This window comes from Pseudoalteromonas shioyasakiensis (genome assembly GCF_022398475.1).
Lineage (GTDB): Bacteria > Pseudomonadota > Gammaproteobacteria > Enterobacterales > Alteromonadaceae > Pseudoalteromonas.
Genome location: NZ_JAKEVM010000001.1, coordinates 54,282 through 69,116, shown reverse-complemented (window position 1 = coordinate 69,116; position 14,835 = coordinate 54,282). Strand labels below are relative to the sequence as shown.

Genomic DNA, 14,835 nt, shown 5'->3' with positions numbered 1-14,835 from the left:
TTTATTATTGTGGTTAGAGTGAGAAATTATCGAACTCAGGATTCGCCTCAAAATCGCCTAGGCGTTCAATTTCAGTATCTTGGCGCATTTGTTCATGCCAACGATCTTCATCCCAAATTTCAAACTTGTTCATCAAGCCAACCAACATGATTTTTTTTCCAAGTTCTGCATGTGCGCGTAACGACGGCGCCAGCAAAATTCGGCCATTTTTATCTAGTTGATACTCTGTAGCGTTACCGAGCAGCATACGTTGCATACGGCGAGCGCGTGGATTCATGTTCGAAATCTTTAATAATCGTTCTTCAATTTCGAGCCATTCTGCTAGCGGGTATAACCACAAACAAGGTTCATTTAAGGCCACAGTGCAGATAACCGTTCCCTGATCTTCAGACAAGATCGCATCTCGGTACTTAGTTGGTACCGCAAAGCGTCCTTTATCATCCAAACTCAGAGAGCTCGCACCCCGAAACATAACTTGCCTTAAAAATAGGTTGTTAATCGTTAATGATTATTTCCGATCCAGTTTGATCCACTAAAAACCACTTTTTACCACAGTGCTCCAGTTTAGGGCTTGACAAGCCATTTTGTCAAGTAAGCAGATCATCATAAGCGCCTTGTGAAGCCAGAAAAAATAAGGCCTCAAGCAAAGCCTATGAATTACGTGGGAAAAAGTGGAAAACATCGAAAAAAAAATATTTTTTCAATTTTCTTGGCGATGTATTAGGGAAAAATGGTTAATGAATAACCAATGAATAATTACAAAATTATCGAATGTTGTAATTTTTACTTAATCACCCTGCAAGAGTTACGAATGCTCTCCCTCCAATGGCTGATTAAAAATTATAATGCATTGAAAAAGTTAGTTTTTATTATTTGGTATGAAGGTTGCGATAGGTTAGCTACCAATTAAATGGCAATTTTTAAGGAATGATTATGACTACCGCAACTTCTAAATCGAACTCAAGCACAGAAACTAATAGCAGTGCAAACTCGAACGCGGCTCAAGTAGAGGCGCCATTCACAGAAAAAGCAACTGAAGCAGCACATCACGCTGTTGATGCACTTTCAACTCGTGCAGCAAGTGCTGAACATAGTGTTCGCCAAGGCGCATCGAGCTCTGCTCAAACGCTATCTGAAAAGCAAGCTGTAGCACGCGCTAAAATTAATGAGTACAGTGGTAAAACTCGTAAGCTTGCATCAGAAAACCCACTTGCAACAGCAGGTATTGCCTTTGCTGCAGGCATGTTAGTAACTGCTCTTATTCGTCGTAAGTAATTGTTATGCAGTCTTCTCAATCTACAGATGAGAAAACGCAAGATGCCACTGAACAGCCGTTAAACGCTGATCAGTGGCAAGATCATCTTGCTAAATTATCTGATTACGGCAAACAGCTATACATTGACTACCGTGAACAAACTGGAACTTGTAAAAAGCTTGCAGCTGCTGAGTGGCGCTTATCAACACGCTCACTCGCCTTAACTATTATCCTACTCGTCTGTTTTGCAGGCGGCTTGGTGCTACTTTGGGCTGGTCTACTTGCTACTGTAGGTATCGCAATATTTAGCTTTAGCCAATCATTGTGGTTAGCCGCTATTTCACTGATTGCATTACAACTGCTATGCCTTGCATGGCTTTGGAAAAATATTGGTTATGTAAGTAGTAAGATAGGCTTTGATCACACGCTAAAAAGCGTTCGCCAATTATTTAATATTAATAAGGATGAATGATGTTAATTGATTATTTTATTAATAAACCACAGCACAGAGTGACTGAACTAAGCCAACAAATGGATCTACAAGATGAGCTTAAACGTCAACACCATCAAGCATTCAAATACCGTTTAAAACGCTTTGCAGTAAGTAAAGTAGGTATTGCCAGTGCCTTCACTGCGGGAATGGGCTACGAAGCACTTAATAACTCAGACCACAAAGATGGTAAATTGAAACAAGTCAGCCGCTTCAGCTGGTTACTGCGTTTGTTGTGATCTTTATCATGTAATGTTTGCTTTTTACTTCTCTTTGCCACCTATTTTCATTACCTTAAACACAAACGAGCAATTTGTGAGAATGTAAGGTGAAAAAAAGGATTGTATTAACAGGCGGCCCTGGCGGTGGTAAAACAACAGCCATCGATCTATTAAGACGTGAATTTTCTAATCAAATTGTTGTTGTACCGGAGTCTGCGACCATGCTATTCAGCGGTGGTGTAGAACGTGGTGATGCAACTCACCTCATTAAAGCTCACCAACAAGCTATCTTCAGCTTACAAAAACACCTTGAACATATTCAGCGAACCATGCACCCAGATCGTTTAATGCTTTGCGATCGTGGTAGTTTAGATGGGCTTGCCTATTGGCCCGGTGAGCAAGATGAGTTTTTTCAGTGTTTAAACACCAGCCTAGAAATCGAACTTAACCAGTATGATGCAGTGATCTTTTTTGAAACAGCTGCTAAGTCTGGGCAAAGTATTCATTCTAATAACCCTGTTAGAAACGAATCTGATCAGCAAGCCATAATGCTTGATGACAAACTGCAAGCTGTTTGGTCACAGCACCCTAACTTTAATTTAGTGAAAAGTTCAGAGTCATTTATTCAAAAGGTGATGTTTGGCATCGACACTATCCGCAAGGTCATGGATAGTTATAACTAACAGCTTAATCAGTCATTAAACTGTTAGTTATCAGAGTCTATTAACCACGATTATGTGGTCGAGCGTAGTCTATATCAGGCCCTTTTGGCACAACTTGAGTTGGGTTGATCATGGTGTGGCTAAAATAGTAATGACGTTTTATATGATAAAAATCAACGGTCTTACTTACACCTTCAATTTGATATAACTCACGTAAATAGTTGCTGATCGCCGGATAGCTCTCAATAGTACGCAAATTACATTGAAAGTGGCCCACATAAACACTGTCGAAGCGAATTAAAGTGGTAAATAACCGCCAGTCGGCCTCAGTCAATGTATCACCCACTAAATAACGATTAGCTGTTAAGCGTTGCTCAATCTTATCTAGAGCAGCAAAGAGATCATCAAAGGCTTCCGTGTAAGCTTCTTGCGTTGTCGCAAAGCCTGCACGATACACCCCATTATTAATGTTGTGATAAACAAACTCATTAACTTCATCAATTTCAGAACGTAACGATTGCGGATAAAAGTCGCGTTCATTACCTGTTAGGGCATTAAACGCGCTATTAAACATTCTGATAATTTCAGCTGATTCGTTGCTAACAATACGCTGCGTTTTTTTATCCCAAAGCACGGGAACCGTAACACGACCTGAATAATCGGCTTTGTTACGCGTATAAATTTGATGCATAAATTCGCTATCGAAAAGTGCATCACCGGTGCTGTGATTGTCTTTATCAAAGGTCCAGCCATGCTCTAGCATGTCAGGACTTACAACCGACACACTGATATAATCTTCAAGGCCTTTTAAATGGCGAAAAATCAAAGTGCGATGAGCCCAAGGGCAAGCTAAAGAGACATAAAGATGGTAACGATCTTTCTCAGCTTTAAAGCCCGCATCACCACTTTGCCCTGCACTGCCATCTTCGGTAACCCAGTTACGTAACTGGGCTGCCTCACGTTTGAACTCACCTTGATTGTTATCGGTGTCGTACCATTTATCATGCCATTGGCCATTTACTAGTAATCCCACAATAACCTCCTATAGTGTGCCAAATTTACCTAGCTGATAGTCACGTACTGCTTGCTGTAACTCAGCTTGGGTTGTCATTACAAACGGGCCCATATGAGCGATTGGTTGCTTAAGCGGCTCACCGGCTAGAATTAACGCCCCAGCACCAGTTTGCGAGTTAAACTCAATGTTGCTGCCAGGCTCTAAAATCAATAAGCTGCCTGCTTTAACTGGGCCGCCCTGTTCAGTATGAATTTCTCCAGTATGGATATAAATCATCACCTTAGTTTGCGCTAATGGTGCATGGTAAAACTGCGTACCAGCCGGTAAAGTCACATCAGCAAGCATACCATCAGCGGCGAGGTCTTGTAGGCTTGATACCTGCTCTTCACCGGCAAATTGCCAACTTCCAGCCAACGCTTTAAGCTCAACACCTTGCTCATTTTGAGTCGTTGGTGCTGGCGCTTCAGTGGTATCTTGATAACGTGGTGCTCTTAGTTTCTCGGCACTTGGCATATTGAGCCAAATCTGAAAGCCGTGCATGCCTTCTTTGGCATCCGCTAATGGCATTTCACTGTGGATCACACCAAAACCGGTACTCATCCACTGCACATCACCAGCACGAATCGCTTTTTTGTTACCCATTTGATCTTGGTGCTCAAAGCCACCTTTAATAATATAAGTAAAGGTTTCAATACCACGGTGAGGATGCGCAGGAAAGCCACCCATAAAATCACTGTGATCATCTGACTTAAGCTCATCGATCATTAAAAAAGGGTCTAAATACTTGCCATCAAAGCCAGGAATACGACTGATGTTTACGCCGTCACCATCTTGTGTGGCATGACTATTTAATTGTTGAATCACTTTCATAACTTTACTCCCGTAAATTGTATGAAATGATTGTAGGCGCTAATTTAACTAACAACCATGAGTAAAATTAGCGCTAATTATTCTATTTTTAAGAATGCTCATTTTGTTGTCTGGTTAATCTATCAGCCACTGTAGCACCCCGCTCTCCAACTTCTTTCTCTGGCCCTATGGTGCTATCTACTAAGGTTTGTTGTTCAGCACTTGCATTAATGGCCGCACCAAAAATGATGATGTATGCGCTGATATAAAGCCACATCAACATGATCACCACACCGCCTAACGAACCATAAGTTTCGTTATAACTCGCAAATTGCGATACATAATATGAAAAACCGATTGATGCGATAATCCACAGCAACGTGGCAAGTATTGAACCTGGTGTGATCCAACGCCATTTTGCAGGCGTTCTATGCGGTGCATAGCGATATAAAAATGCTAATGCGCAATTAAAAATAATGGCTAATAGCGGCCAAGTAATAAGCTGAATCATTAAATCGATAAGCTCAGTTAAGCCAACTAAGTTAAGCACTATCGGTAAAATACCAATGATCAATAACGCCACCAGCGCAACCACAATAGCACCTAGCGAAAATAAAAAGCGCACCACTAATGCCATAAAAAACTGGCGCTTGTTACGCTGATGGTAGGTAATATTACAGGCAGTGATGAGAGCTTGGCAGCCTTTGCTACTACTCCAAACAGTCAATAATAAAGTACCTATGGCACTTGCACTCAATACCTTTTGCGATTGCTGAGTGATACCACTAACCTGTAGCAAAATGATGTCACGGCTACTTTCAGGTAAAATGGCAATCACTTTATCAAGCTGATCATAAATATCTGTTGGCGAGGCAAAATATGCATACACAGAGACAGTAGCCGCCAGCGCAGGGAAAATAGCCAACAAGGCATAAAATGCCACACCCGCCGCCACAAAAGATAAATTGTCTTGTGATAGGTTGTGATAAACCCGCTTGCAGATATCCCACCAGCCTCGCATTGGGATCTCCATCGGTGAGCGAGCTTGGTAACCTCGATTATCCTTACTCATAAACGACCTAAAAAATTGCCTTTAACACTCTCAAACTGCAAACAACTTGCCAGTAATAATGGCGTCTGAATTGCATTAAGCTAAGCTTATAAAAACAGTATAAAGGTCCATGGAGCGGTGCGATGAATTATTATTTACTTATTAAAAATCAATTGGCTAGTTTGTTCAGTCCCACCATTTTGGTAACATCGCAAGCAATCCCTGAGAGCTTATCTTGGCAAGACTTAAACTCTCAAATTATGCAGTTTTTACATACTACATGGCAAATGTTACCTGCACTGACACTCGGTATTGTAGCCATCATTGTTTGCTACTTATTAGCCCGCCCTTTGTCGTATTTATTAATCAAACCGCTTGGTTTTGTCAGTGAAAGTAAACTTTTGCATGTGGTGACTAGGCGCTTTTTTAGCATCATTATCATCTTGTTTGGCGTGTACTTATTTTTGCGTCTTGCAGGGCTCACCAGTTTTGCTGTGGCGATTATGAGTGGGACTGGTTTAGTTGGGCTTATTTTAGGTTTTGCTTTTCGCGATATCGCCGAAAACTTTATTTCAAGTATGCTGCTTAGTGTGCAGCGCCCTTTTCGTATTGACGATGTTATCGAAGTTGATGGTCGTTTAGGGGTAGTTAAAAAAGTTACGGCTCGCGCCACCACCTTGGTTGATTTTGATGGCAATCACATTCAAATTCCTAATGCGACCGTATATAAAAACGTCATTAAAAACCTCACTGCGAACCCAAAAATGCGGGGTCACTTTAATGTTGGCATTGGCTACGATAATGACATTCGCTATGCCCAACAATTAGCAATGAAGGTGGTTAATCAACACCCTGCTGTTATTAATGATCCGCCAAGCCAAGTGTTAATTGATTCATTAGGCTCAGCGACTCTTAATCTAACCATTTATTTTTGGGTCAATAGTAACGAACACAGTACTATCAAAGTGGCATCACAATTAATGCGAGAGCTGGTCAATACCTATTTAGCAGAGCAAATAAGCATGCCTGATGATGCTCGCGAGCGAATTATTTTAAATAGCGAAAACGATAATGAGCAGCCAAAAAATAATGTAAACGCAGAGCCTAAAACGGCAAAATCACTCGACGACCACAGCCTTGATGACGTTAGCAGTGATGCCGATGATATTCGCGAACAAGCGGATCAATCTCGCGATCCAGAACAAGGTAGCAATATAATTTAAAATACTTATGGGCTAGGCTTCATCATTAGGTTTATCTTGCATAGCGCGTTTAAACCCTTTGACTGACGTCCCTAAATCTCCACCTATTCGGGATAACTTTTTTGTGCCAAATAACAGCACCACAATTGCAGCAATAATGGCTAATTGCCAAACACTAATTCCTGCCATAACAACCTCATTTTAAAATAAAAGCGCCCTTACAGGCGCTTGTTCAACACTAACACTAGGAATACTAAAATTATACCAATCCGCAATAATACTTAGTCATTTTGAGGGATTAAACCTGTCGCTACCCGCGTTAAAAATTTCTGATTTACGACTGCATGGATGCAGAAGGTAGAGCAATGCAGGAGCAATTGCCGAGCACAACTAAATAACGAAATTTTTGCCTTGTTATCAACGAGGTTTTCTTGCCTCAAAATAGACCACTTAATTAAGCGAATTGGTATTAAAAACTAGCGCGAACACCCAAGGCAACTTGAGTACCAAAGCGCTCAAGGTAACTCACTTGGTCAGTACGCTTGGTGTAACCCCAATAACGTTCATTAGTTAAGTTCGTTGCTTCGGCAAACACTGTGAATTGGTCACTGATGTTATAGCTCATGCTGGCATCTAACTGACCATAATCAGAGATCCAATATGGACCACCCCATGCGTCAGGATCCGACAAGAACTTGCTACGCCAGTTATACGCTAAACGTGCTTGGAAACCATATTGCTCATAGTAAACCACGGCGTTATATGAGTTCTTCGACATGCCTCTAAATGGCAAACCTGATTCTTTTAGCTCTGGCTCATCGTAACTACTGTCAACATAGGTGTAGTTAAGCTGAAAGCCTAAGCCATTGAACGGTTCGGGGAGTAAGTTTTCTAGCGACTGCTGATAAGCAAACTCAGCCCCTTTAATAGTTGCACCATATTCACTCTTACCTGGGTAAGATGCAAAGTAACGCACACCTTCGATTTCAACTGGGCTTTCGACGTAATCGATAAATGATTTCAGGTCTTTTACAAACACCCCGCCACTTAACGAGCTACTGTCTTCAAAGTACCACTCTAAAGTCATATCTGCTTGATTAGCTTCTTCAGGTGTTAACGACGAATCACCCATAGAAAGTTGCGGTAAGCCTTCACGATATGTATCAAAGTTTGGCGCAAGCCACGGACGTAAGTAGCTTAAAGATGGGCGGCTAATCACTTGTGCCGCAGAGAAGCGGTAAATTAAATCATCGGTAATACTAAGCTTAAAGTTCATGCTTGGTAAAATGTTGCTATAGTCCCCTTTAAATGATTGCTCAACTGTTTCGCGCCAACCATTTTCAAGTGGTTTACCATCTTCTTGTAAGTCAATTAACGATAGATCATAAACCGACCCTTTAGAGCTCACTTCAGTTTGCGAGCCGCGAATACCAACGTTTAACATATACGGCATATTTGCAAGAGTGCTCTCGAGCGTCACTTGCGCATACGCAGTTAAAACTTCTTCGGTTACCTCATAAGTGCCCGAAGAATTAAGCGATGCAACAATGCTCTTATCGGTTGCTTCAGCATTAATTGAGCGATAATAAGCAAGTAACTTATCGTAATCGAAACTTGGCCATGGCTCTGGTGTAATGCTACTTTCGCCCTCTAAAAAGTTATCGAAATTTGCCTCAACAAACACATCACTTGGGATTTCAAAGAGGTTAAAATCACCAACATTGACCACGGTGCTGTCATCAAATTCATAGCCATCGCGCTCTAAATACTGACCACCATTACTGAATTGGCTGGCATTTTTTGATGCATATTCAAGCTGACTTTTAGTTTGTTCAAGGTAGGTTAAACCAAAATCAACACGGGTCACTAAATCACTTTCAGGCACAAACGTACCGGTAAACTTAAAGTCATTAACCGTGTCTTCAACCCCAGTACCTGTATTACGGCTATAGTGTGCACCGTAAGATTGATCCGCAGTTAAGCCCGGCGATAAGGTCACATCTGGCAACATATTACCTGTGGTGTAATCAATCCCAATCGAGTCAATAAAACCACGCGCAACAATAAAGCGGTTATCACCGCCGTTTTCGTTTTTCGCTTTTGAATGGGCAACATCTACAGCCAGTGTTAGGCCATCCATTGGATACCATTTGGCATTAAGGGCAAACTGATAAGTATCGGTTTTACGTGGGTTGGTTAAGTTGAGTAGCTCCACCATGGTGTTACCGGTTTGCGTCATAGACACTACACGACCTGAGTCATCAAATTCTGCATCAGTAAACACTGGCGTGCCTGGCGTCCAGCTTTCATCATAGTTAACAAAACCAATTTGATAGCGATGACCATCGGTGTTGTAACGTGAATAAAGAGCATCAAAGTTAATGTCTAGGGTATCTGTTGGGCGCCATTGCATTGCTAACGTCGCACCGACGCGTTCACGCACATCCTGCGCGTTGGCAAAATACATGTAACTCGGGATTTTTGAGGCAAATATTTCACTTTGCCCATCAATTTCTCCGTTGCCGTTCATGTCGACTGGCACACCAGCGCTGTCTGCCCCCCAACCTTCTTCTTCGTCAAAAAAGCCGCTTGCCGAGTATGTGTCTGCACGTAAGGTTTTCTTAGAATACGCACCCGAGAAAAGCACACCAAAAGTATCATCATTAAAGTTGTCACCGATGATGAATGAAGCATGCGGGTGTACATCGCCTGTTCGAGATTCATAAATCCCTTTTGCTGAAGCGCTCAAGGTAAAGCCATCTTGGTCTAGTGGTTTACGCGTTTCGATATCAACAACTGCACCAATGCCCCCTTCAATTAAGCGTGCTTCTGGCGACTTATACACCTGAAGCGCACCCACTAACTCTGAAGCAATGGTGTCAAAGTTAAAGTCGCGGCCTGAGTTTTCAGAAGCCAGTTTACGACCATTCAACGTGGTAATGTTGTAGCCGCCACCTAAACCACGGACTAAAATATTTTGCCCCTCACCGCCATTACGAGTAATGGTGATGCCCGGAATACGCTGCAATGCTTCCGCTAAGTTTTCATCGGGGAACTTACCGATGTCATCAGCGACAACGACATCAACAACCGTCGTTGCTTCTTTCTTTCGAAAGTTTGATTCTTTAATACTGCTACGGATCCCTGTAACTTCAATAACCTCAACATCCTCTTCGGCCTTACTGTCGTTTTCTTGTTGTTGGGCCGTTGCAGCGAAACTGACTGATGAGGCCAGAATCGAGCTTATCAGCACGCTCAAATATGTTTTTCTAGTTGTTGTTGCCATGATGATTTCCTGTTTTTAAATGTTCAGATTTTTTCACCATAAAAATGGTAATGAGTAAGGCCTTATATTTAATCTATAACAAAATGAAACAATCTAGCAACAATAAATTACCTTGTGAAACTTTCGATTGTTACGAAATTTGTTTTACATATGAAAAAAATGGCTTCGAATGCCTTTAAATATGGGACTTTAATTTCGAAAGTTACGATAATGATTTTTTTTAAAAGATTTTCTTTCGGCGGGCTGGTACGATTTATTTTGGATAATAAAAAAGGCGGCAAAAGCCACCTTTCATTAATCCTATTTAACTAGAGAGTTAAACAGTAATCACCTCAATACCTAAGCTCGTTAATGATTCAACAAACTCTGCTGGCATATTTTTGTCGGTGACCAGCACATCGATTGATTTAAGCGGCAATACATTATACAAAGCACGCTTACCAAATTTACTTGAATCTGTGACTGCAATGACTTTATCTGCGCGGGTGCACATGGTGCGATTCAGCATTGCCTCGGGCTCATAATGGGTGGTGATCCCTGCTTCTGAATCGATACCATCAACCCCTAAAATAACCTTTTTAAAGTTATATTTACTAAGTGCTTGCTCGACTTCATTTGAGTAAAAAGACATTGATTTCTTTCGTAATTGCCCACCCAGCATAAACACATTTGCATCTTCAATATCAGCCAGTACATGGGCAATATTAAGGCCGTTTGTCATCACAGTAAGGCCCTGCTTATTGGTTAATGCTTTGGCAACTTCTTCTGTGGTGGTGCCAGAATCAATAATCAATGAATCGCCATCATCAACCAAACTTGCCACAGCTTTCGCTAATAACACTTTCACAGCATAGTTTTCGTTATGCTTATCTTTTACCGAAAGCTCTTTAGCCAATTTATCGCAGGCAATTGCCCCACCACGTGAACGGACAACTAAGCCACGCTTACCGAGCTCGTTAAGATCATGGCGAATGCTAACCTCCGAAATATCAAAGGTCTTTGCAAGATCTTTAACATTTACTTTGCCATTTTCCTCAGTCATCAGGACGATTTTTTGTCTTCTTTCTATTGTGGTTAGCATAGCTGGCCTGTTGTTTTAATAGCTGCTTTCAAATTTGTAGTTCAATATTACACAATTTACAGTTTCAAAGCCAAATTTAGTTTCGAAATAAAATAAAACTTTCAAAACTTACGAATTTTGTTTTATGATTATTTCACAACAATCTTCTTTGGTGACAAAAATGACAACACAAAGCTCACTGTTAGAGCAAACAGAACACACCAATCGCACGCAATTACTGCCTATGATGATTATAGGTGGCTTGTTTTTCTTATTTGGTTTTATAACTTGGCTTAACGGCTCCTTGATCCCATTTTTACAAATGGTCTGCGATCTCAACCATATTGAAGCTTACATGGTGACACTGGTGTTTTATATCGCCTATACCGTGATGGCACTGCCAAGCGCTAAGATTTTGCAAATATTCAGTTATAAACATGGAATGTCGTTTGGTTTAGGCACCATGGCATTGGGTGCACTGTTGTTTATTCCTGCGGCACAAATTCAAGCGTATTGGTTATTTTTGGTTGCCTTATTTACGTTAGGTAGCGGCCTCACCTTATTACAAACCGCTGCGAATCCTTACATCGTGCTAATAGGCTCTAAAGACACGGCAGCCGTGCGCATTAGCATTATGGGTATTCTCAATAAGAGTGCTGGTGTGGTTGCTCCATTGCTCTTCTCAGCGATTGTATTTAGCGACATTGCCAGCTTTAGTCCAGAGGCTTTGGCCCAATTAAACAGCATTCAAAAGCAATTACAGTTACAAGAACTGGCTAATCGTTTAATTACTCCTTACTTTGTAATGGCAATCGCATTAGTGATATTAGCCGCGTTAATCATGCTGGCTCCGCTACCTGATATTGAACAACCAAAAACCAGCAACAACAGCGAGAGTAAATCAGTCCTGCAATTTCCACACTTAGTTTTAGGCGTAATAGCCCTATTCTTTTACATAGGTGCAGAAGTCATTGCCGGCGACACCATTGGCCTTTACGGCAAAGAACAAGGGGTATTGCAGTTCGCAGAACTCACCTCTTACACCATGGGCTTTATGGTGCTAGGTTATATTTTAGGTATCGTGTTAATTCCTCGCTTTTTTAGTCAGCAACAGGCGCTGATATTTTCTGCGTTAAGTGGTTGTGTGTTTTCACTTGGTATCATTTTGATTGAACCGCAACAAACTGCGATTGCAAACGTAGTGCTCTTTTGGCTTGCTGATAACAGTTTTCCAGATACCGTGTTATTTGTTGCATTACTTGGCTTATCGAATGCGCTGGTATGGCCGACCATTTGGCCAATGGCCCTTGCAAATCTTGGCGATAAAACCCAAACCGGCGCGGCATTACTGATTATGGGGATTTCAGGTGGCGCGCTATTGCCTTTGGTATACGGTGTATTTGCAGAATATACGGGCAATGCACAACAAGCTTACTATCTGTTGATCCCTTGCTATGCGTTTATTCTTTATTACGCACTGATTGGTCACAAACTAACAAGTTGGCGTAAGTAACGACATGAGCAGGCTTAGTTGTTTTACTATTTAACTAGCCTGCAATTTTTCTGATGTGAAATAGCCCAGTAGCAAAAGTTCACGCACGGTAAAAATACACTTATATATTAAGTACTCGTCACGCTTATCAGGGCTCACTTCTGAAATAGGTAAGGCTTGCTGCGCTATTATGCGCTGTTGCTGCTGCAAAGAGATAGAAAATAAACCTGTGAGTTTATCTGCTAATTGCGACGATGAAAGAGCACCTTCTGCAATTAGCTCAGCGCCTTTTAAGCATGCCGTACGTTCAGTCACAGTTAGTGTATTTGCTAGCATTAAATCTGTGAAAGCAACTAAATTAAAATACAGTTGCTCATTTGGCTCTAGCTCTAAAATAACCGCCTGCATGTGCGTGACCACATCCCGATGAGCCGCTGCTTTAAGCACCTCAAAATGATTGTCATCCACTTTATCAAATAGCTGAGTCGCAGCCACTGGCGTAATAGCCGCACCGAATAATGCAGCTAAACATTTAATCGCATTTCGCCTTTGTAGATCAGCCATTGAACACCCCATTTTGATAATGTCGTGCAGCATGATCGGCGGCTCTTGCAGTAAATGCCATATAGGTTAACGAAGGGTTCTGATAACCCGACGAGCACATAAATGAGCCGTCAGTGACATAAACATTACGCACATTGTGAATTTGGTTGTAACAATTAAGCACAGAGGTTGTAGCATCATGCCCCATGCGCGCAGTTCCCATTTCGTGGATGGCCTGCCCCGGGGCTGAGCCTTTATCGTACGCTTGCACATTTTGATAACCAGCTTTGCTTAGCATCTCGACGGCTTGTGCTTTCATATCCTCGCGCATGCGCTGCTCGTTTTCTGCAAATTGACAATCGAAATTAACTAAAGGTAATCCCCATTGATCTTTTAATACCGGATCTAAGCTCATTTTATTACGATGATAAGGCAGGCATTCACCAAAACCTATCAATGCAACTTGCCAAGGCCCAGGCTTGGCAAGCTCTTCTCGAAAAGCCTTACCAAAGCTAAGTTCTTTAAAGCCCCGTCGCCAATCTTTGCGTGTTGCGTATCCTTGATAGCCATAGCCGCGAATAAAGCTATGCTGCTCGTTATCATCAAGGTTTCGAAAACGCGGGATATGAAAGCCAACGGGTCTGTCGCCATCATTAAAGTCATCAGCAAAGCCCCTAGGCTCGCCAGTTGCGCCAACCCTAAAATGGTGATCCATAAGGTTATGACCAAGCTCTCCACTATCGTTCCCTAAGCCATTAGGAAAACGTGCAGAGGTTGAATTTAATAACAAGGCTGTTGTGGCTACCGTTGATGCACAGCAAAAAATGATGTTCGCTCGCTCGATACGCTCTTTTTTAGATTCAGCATCAATTACTTTCACACCTGTGGCTTGCCCGCTATCTGGATTGTAAATAATCTCTTTGGCAATGGAGTGAGTCTGAATAGTGAGTCGCCCAGTACGCATCGCTGCAGGTAAGGTAGAGGCTAAACTACTAAAATAACTACCAGTTGGACAACCTCGCATACAGCGGTTGCGCTTGCTGCATGGTGCACGACCTTGCTCAGGCTTTGCCTTGGTTAAATGGGCTACTCGACCGATGGTGAGGTGACGATTAGTGTAGTGAGTTAATAAACTTTGTTTAAGCTGCTGCTCTACGGCATTAAGCGCAAAAGGAGGTAAGTAAGGTCCATCTGGTAGCTGAGGTAAGTTCAGCGCTTCGCCAATAACCCCGATGTAGGCTTCGACTTTATCGTACCAAGGCGCTATATCTTTGTAGCGCACAGGCCAATCAACGCCGTGACCATCTTGTTTGTTGGCTGCAAAATCTATATCACTGAGCCGTAAGCATTGCCGCCCCCAAGTTAATGAGCGCCCACCAAGATGATACCCTCTGATCCAATCAAAACGCTGAGATTCTTGATAAGGGTGCTGCAAATCATTCACAAACCAGTGTTTTATTGATTGCTTAGTGGCATAGCCAGTGCGTGCTTGTTTAGCTTGATTCTGTTTTTCTAGTAGGCTGGGCCTGTCGCGAAATGGCAGTTGCCAATCATCTTTAAAGGCAGTTATATAGTCTGTACCGTGCACAACCTGCCTGCCACGTTCCAGTAACAGTACATTGAGCCCTTTTTCGGTTAGTTCTTTAGCAGCCCAGCCGCCAGTAATGCCACTGCCAATAACAATGGCATCGAATACTTTTGCCTGCATT

At 42.1% G+C, this 14,835-nt stretch carries 15 protein-coding genes; 6 read left to right on the top strand and 9 right to left on the bottom strand.

Going from position 1 to position 14,835, the window contains the following annotated elements; all coding sequences use genetic code 11:
• Positions 1-13 precede the first annotated feature (13 nt).
• Entirely contained in the window at positions 14-472 is a 459-nt protein-coding gene (gene mraZ, locus L1D51_RS00360) for a division/cell wall cluster transcriptional repressor MraZ (RefSeq protein ID WP_054552739.1), read from the bottom strand.
• Positions 473-933: 461 nt separating this feature from the next.
• Here mraZ and L1D51_RS00355 point away from each other — a divergent pair, with 461 nt between their 5' ends.
• The 4 genes from L1D51_RS00355 (at position 934) to L1D51_RS00340 (ending at position 2,649) form a co-directional block, all read left to right on the top strand.
• Entirely contained in the window at positions 934-1,275 is a 342-nt protein-coding gene (locus tag L1D51_RS00355) for a hypothetical protein (protein WP_054561058.1), read from the top strand.
• A gap of 5 nt (positions 1,276-1,280) precedes the next feature.
• Positions 1,281-1,727 (top strand): hypothetical protein, encoded by a 447-nt coding sequence (locus L1D51_RS00350; protein ID WP_054561059.1) that lies wholly within the window; start codon positions 1,281-1,283, stop codon positions 1,725-1,727.
• Positions 1,727-1,984, top strand: a complete 258-nt coding sequence (locus L1D51_RS00345; protein ID WP_054561060.1) for a hypothetical protein — start codon at positions 1,727-1,729, stop codon at positions 1,982-1,984. Before L1D51_RS00350 ends, L1D51_RS00345 begins: the two co-directional genes overlap by 1 nt.
• A gap of 89 nt (positions 1,985-2,073) precedes the next feature.
• A complete protein-coding gene (locus L1D51_RS00340) occupies positions 2,074-2,649 on the top strand; it encodes an AAA family ATPase (protein WP_054561061.1) in 576 nt (191 codons plus the stop codon).
• A 40-nt stretch (positions 2,650-2,689) separates the two neighbouring features.
• Here L1D51_RS00340 and L1D51_RS00335 read toward each other — a convergent pair whose 3' ends face one another.
• The 3 genes from L1D51_RS00335 to L1D51_RS00325 form a co-directional block, all read right to left on the bottom strand.
• Positions 2,690-3,661 (bottom strand): glutathione S-transferase family protein, encoded by a 972-nt coding sequence (locus L1D51_RS00335; RefSeq protein WP_239962011.1) that lies wholly within the window; start codon positions 3,659-3,661, stop codon positions 2,690-2,692.
• Between the two features lie 9 nt (positions 3,662-3,670).
• Entirely contained in the window at positions 3,671-4,513 is an 843-nt protein-coding gene (locus L1D51_RS00330) for a pirin family protein (protein ID WP_054561063.1), read from the bottom strand.
• Between the two features lie 88 nt (positions 4,514-4,601).
• Positions 4,602-5,564, bottom strand: a complete 963-nt coding sequence (locus L1D51_RS00325; protein ID WP_055020777.1) for a YihY/virulence factor BrkB family protein — start codon at positions 5,562-5,564, stop codon at positions 4,602-4,604.
• A gap of 122 nt (positions 5,565-5,686) precedes the next feature.
• On the opposite strand from L1D51_RS00325, the gene L1D51_RS00320 reads away from it, so the two are divergent.
• Positions 5,687-6,766, top strand: a complete 1,080-nt coding sequence (locus tag L1D51_RS00320) for a mechanosensitive ion channel family protein (protein ID WP_239962009.1) — start codon at positions 5,687-5,689, stop codon at positions 6,764-6,766.
• 12 nt (positions 6,767-6,778) lie between these two features.
• Here the strand turns inward: L1D51_RS00320 and tatA are convergent, their stop codons facing one another.
• From tatA to agaR, 3 genes are all read right to left on the bottom strand, one after another.
• On the bottom strand, positions 6,779-6,934 hold the full coding sequence (tatA, locus tag L1D51_RS00315; RefSeq protein WP_082401550.1) for a twin-arginine translocase TatA/TatE family subunit: 156 nt from the start codon (positions 6,932-6,934) through the stop codon (positions 6,779-6,781).
• Positions 6,935-7,214: 280 nt separating this feature from the next.
• Positions 7,215-10,031, bottom strand: a complete 2,817-nt coding sequence (locus tag L1D51_RS00310; protein ID WP_055020779.1) for a TonB-dependent receptor — start codon at positions 10,029-10,031, stop codon at positions 7,215-7,217.
• Positions 10,032-10,347: 316 nt separating this feature from the next.
• Entirely contained in the window at positions 10,348-11,112 is a 765-nt protein-coding gene (gene agaR / locus L1D51_RS00305) for a transcriptional repressor AgaR (RefSeq protein ID WP_054561067.1), read from the bottom strand.
• A 160-nt stretch (positions 11,113-11,272) separates the two neighbouring features.
• On the opposite strand from agaR, the gene L1D51_RS00300 reads away from it, so the two are divergent.
• Entirely contained in the window at positions 11,273-12,604 is a 1,332-nt protein-coding gene (locus L1D51_RS00300) for a sugar MFS transporter (RefSeq protein ID WP_055020781.1), read from the top strand.
• A 30-nt stretch (positions 12,605-12,634) separates the two neighbouring features.
• On the opposite strand, the gene L1D51_RS00295 is transcribed toward L1D51_RS00300, so the two are convergent.
• Together L1D51_RS00295 and L1D51_RS00290 are read right to left on the bottom strand one after the other, a co-directional pair.
• On the bottom strand, positions 12,635-13,147 hold the full coding sequence (locus L1D51_RS00295) for a hypothetical protein (RefSeq protein WP_239962007.1): 513 nt from the start codon (positions 13,145-13,147) through the stop codon (positions 12,635-12,637).
• Positions 13,140-14,834, bottom strand: coding sequence for a GMC oxidoreductase (locus tag L1D51_RS00290; RefSeq protein WP_239962005.1), 1,695 nt, complete (start codon positions 14,832-14,834; stop codon positions 13,140-13,142). Before L1D51_RS00290 ends, L1D51_RS00295 begins: the two co-directional genes overlap by 8 nt.
• Between the last annotated feature and the right edge of the window lies 1 nt (position 14,835).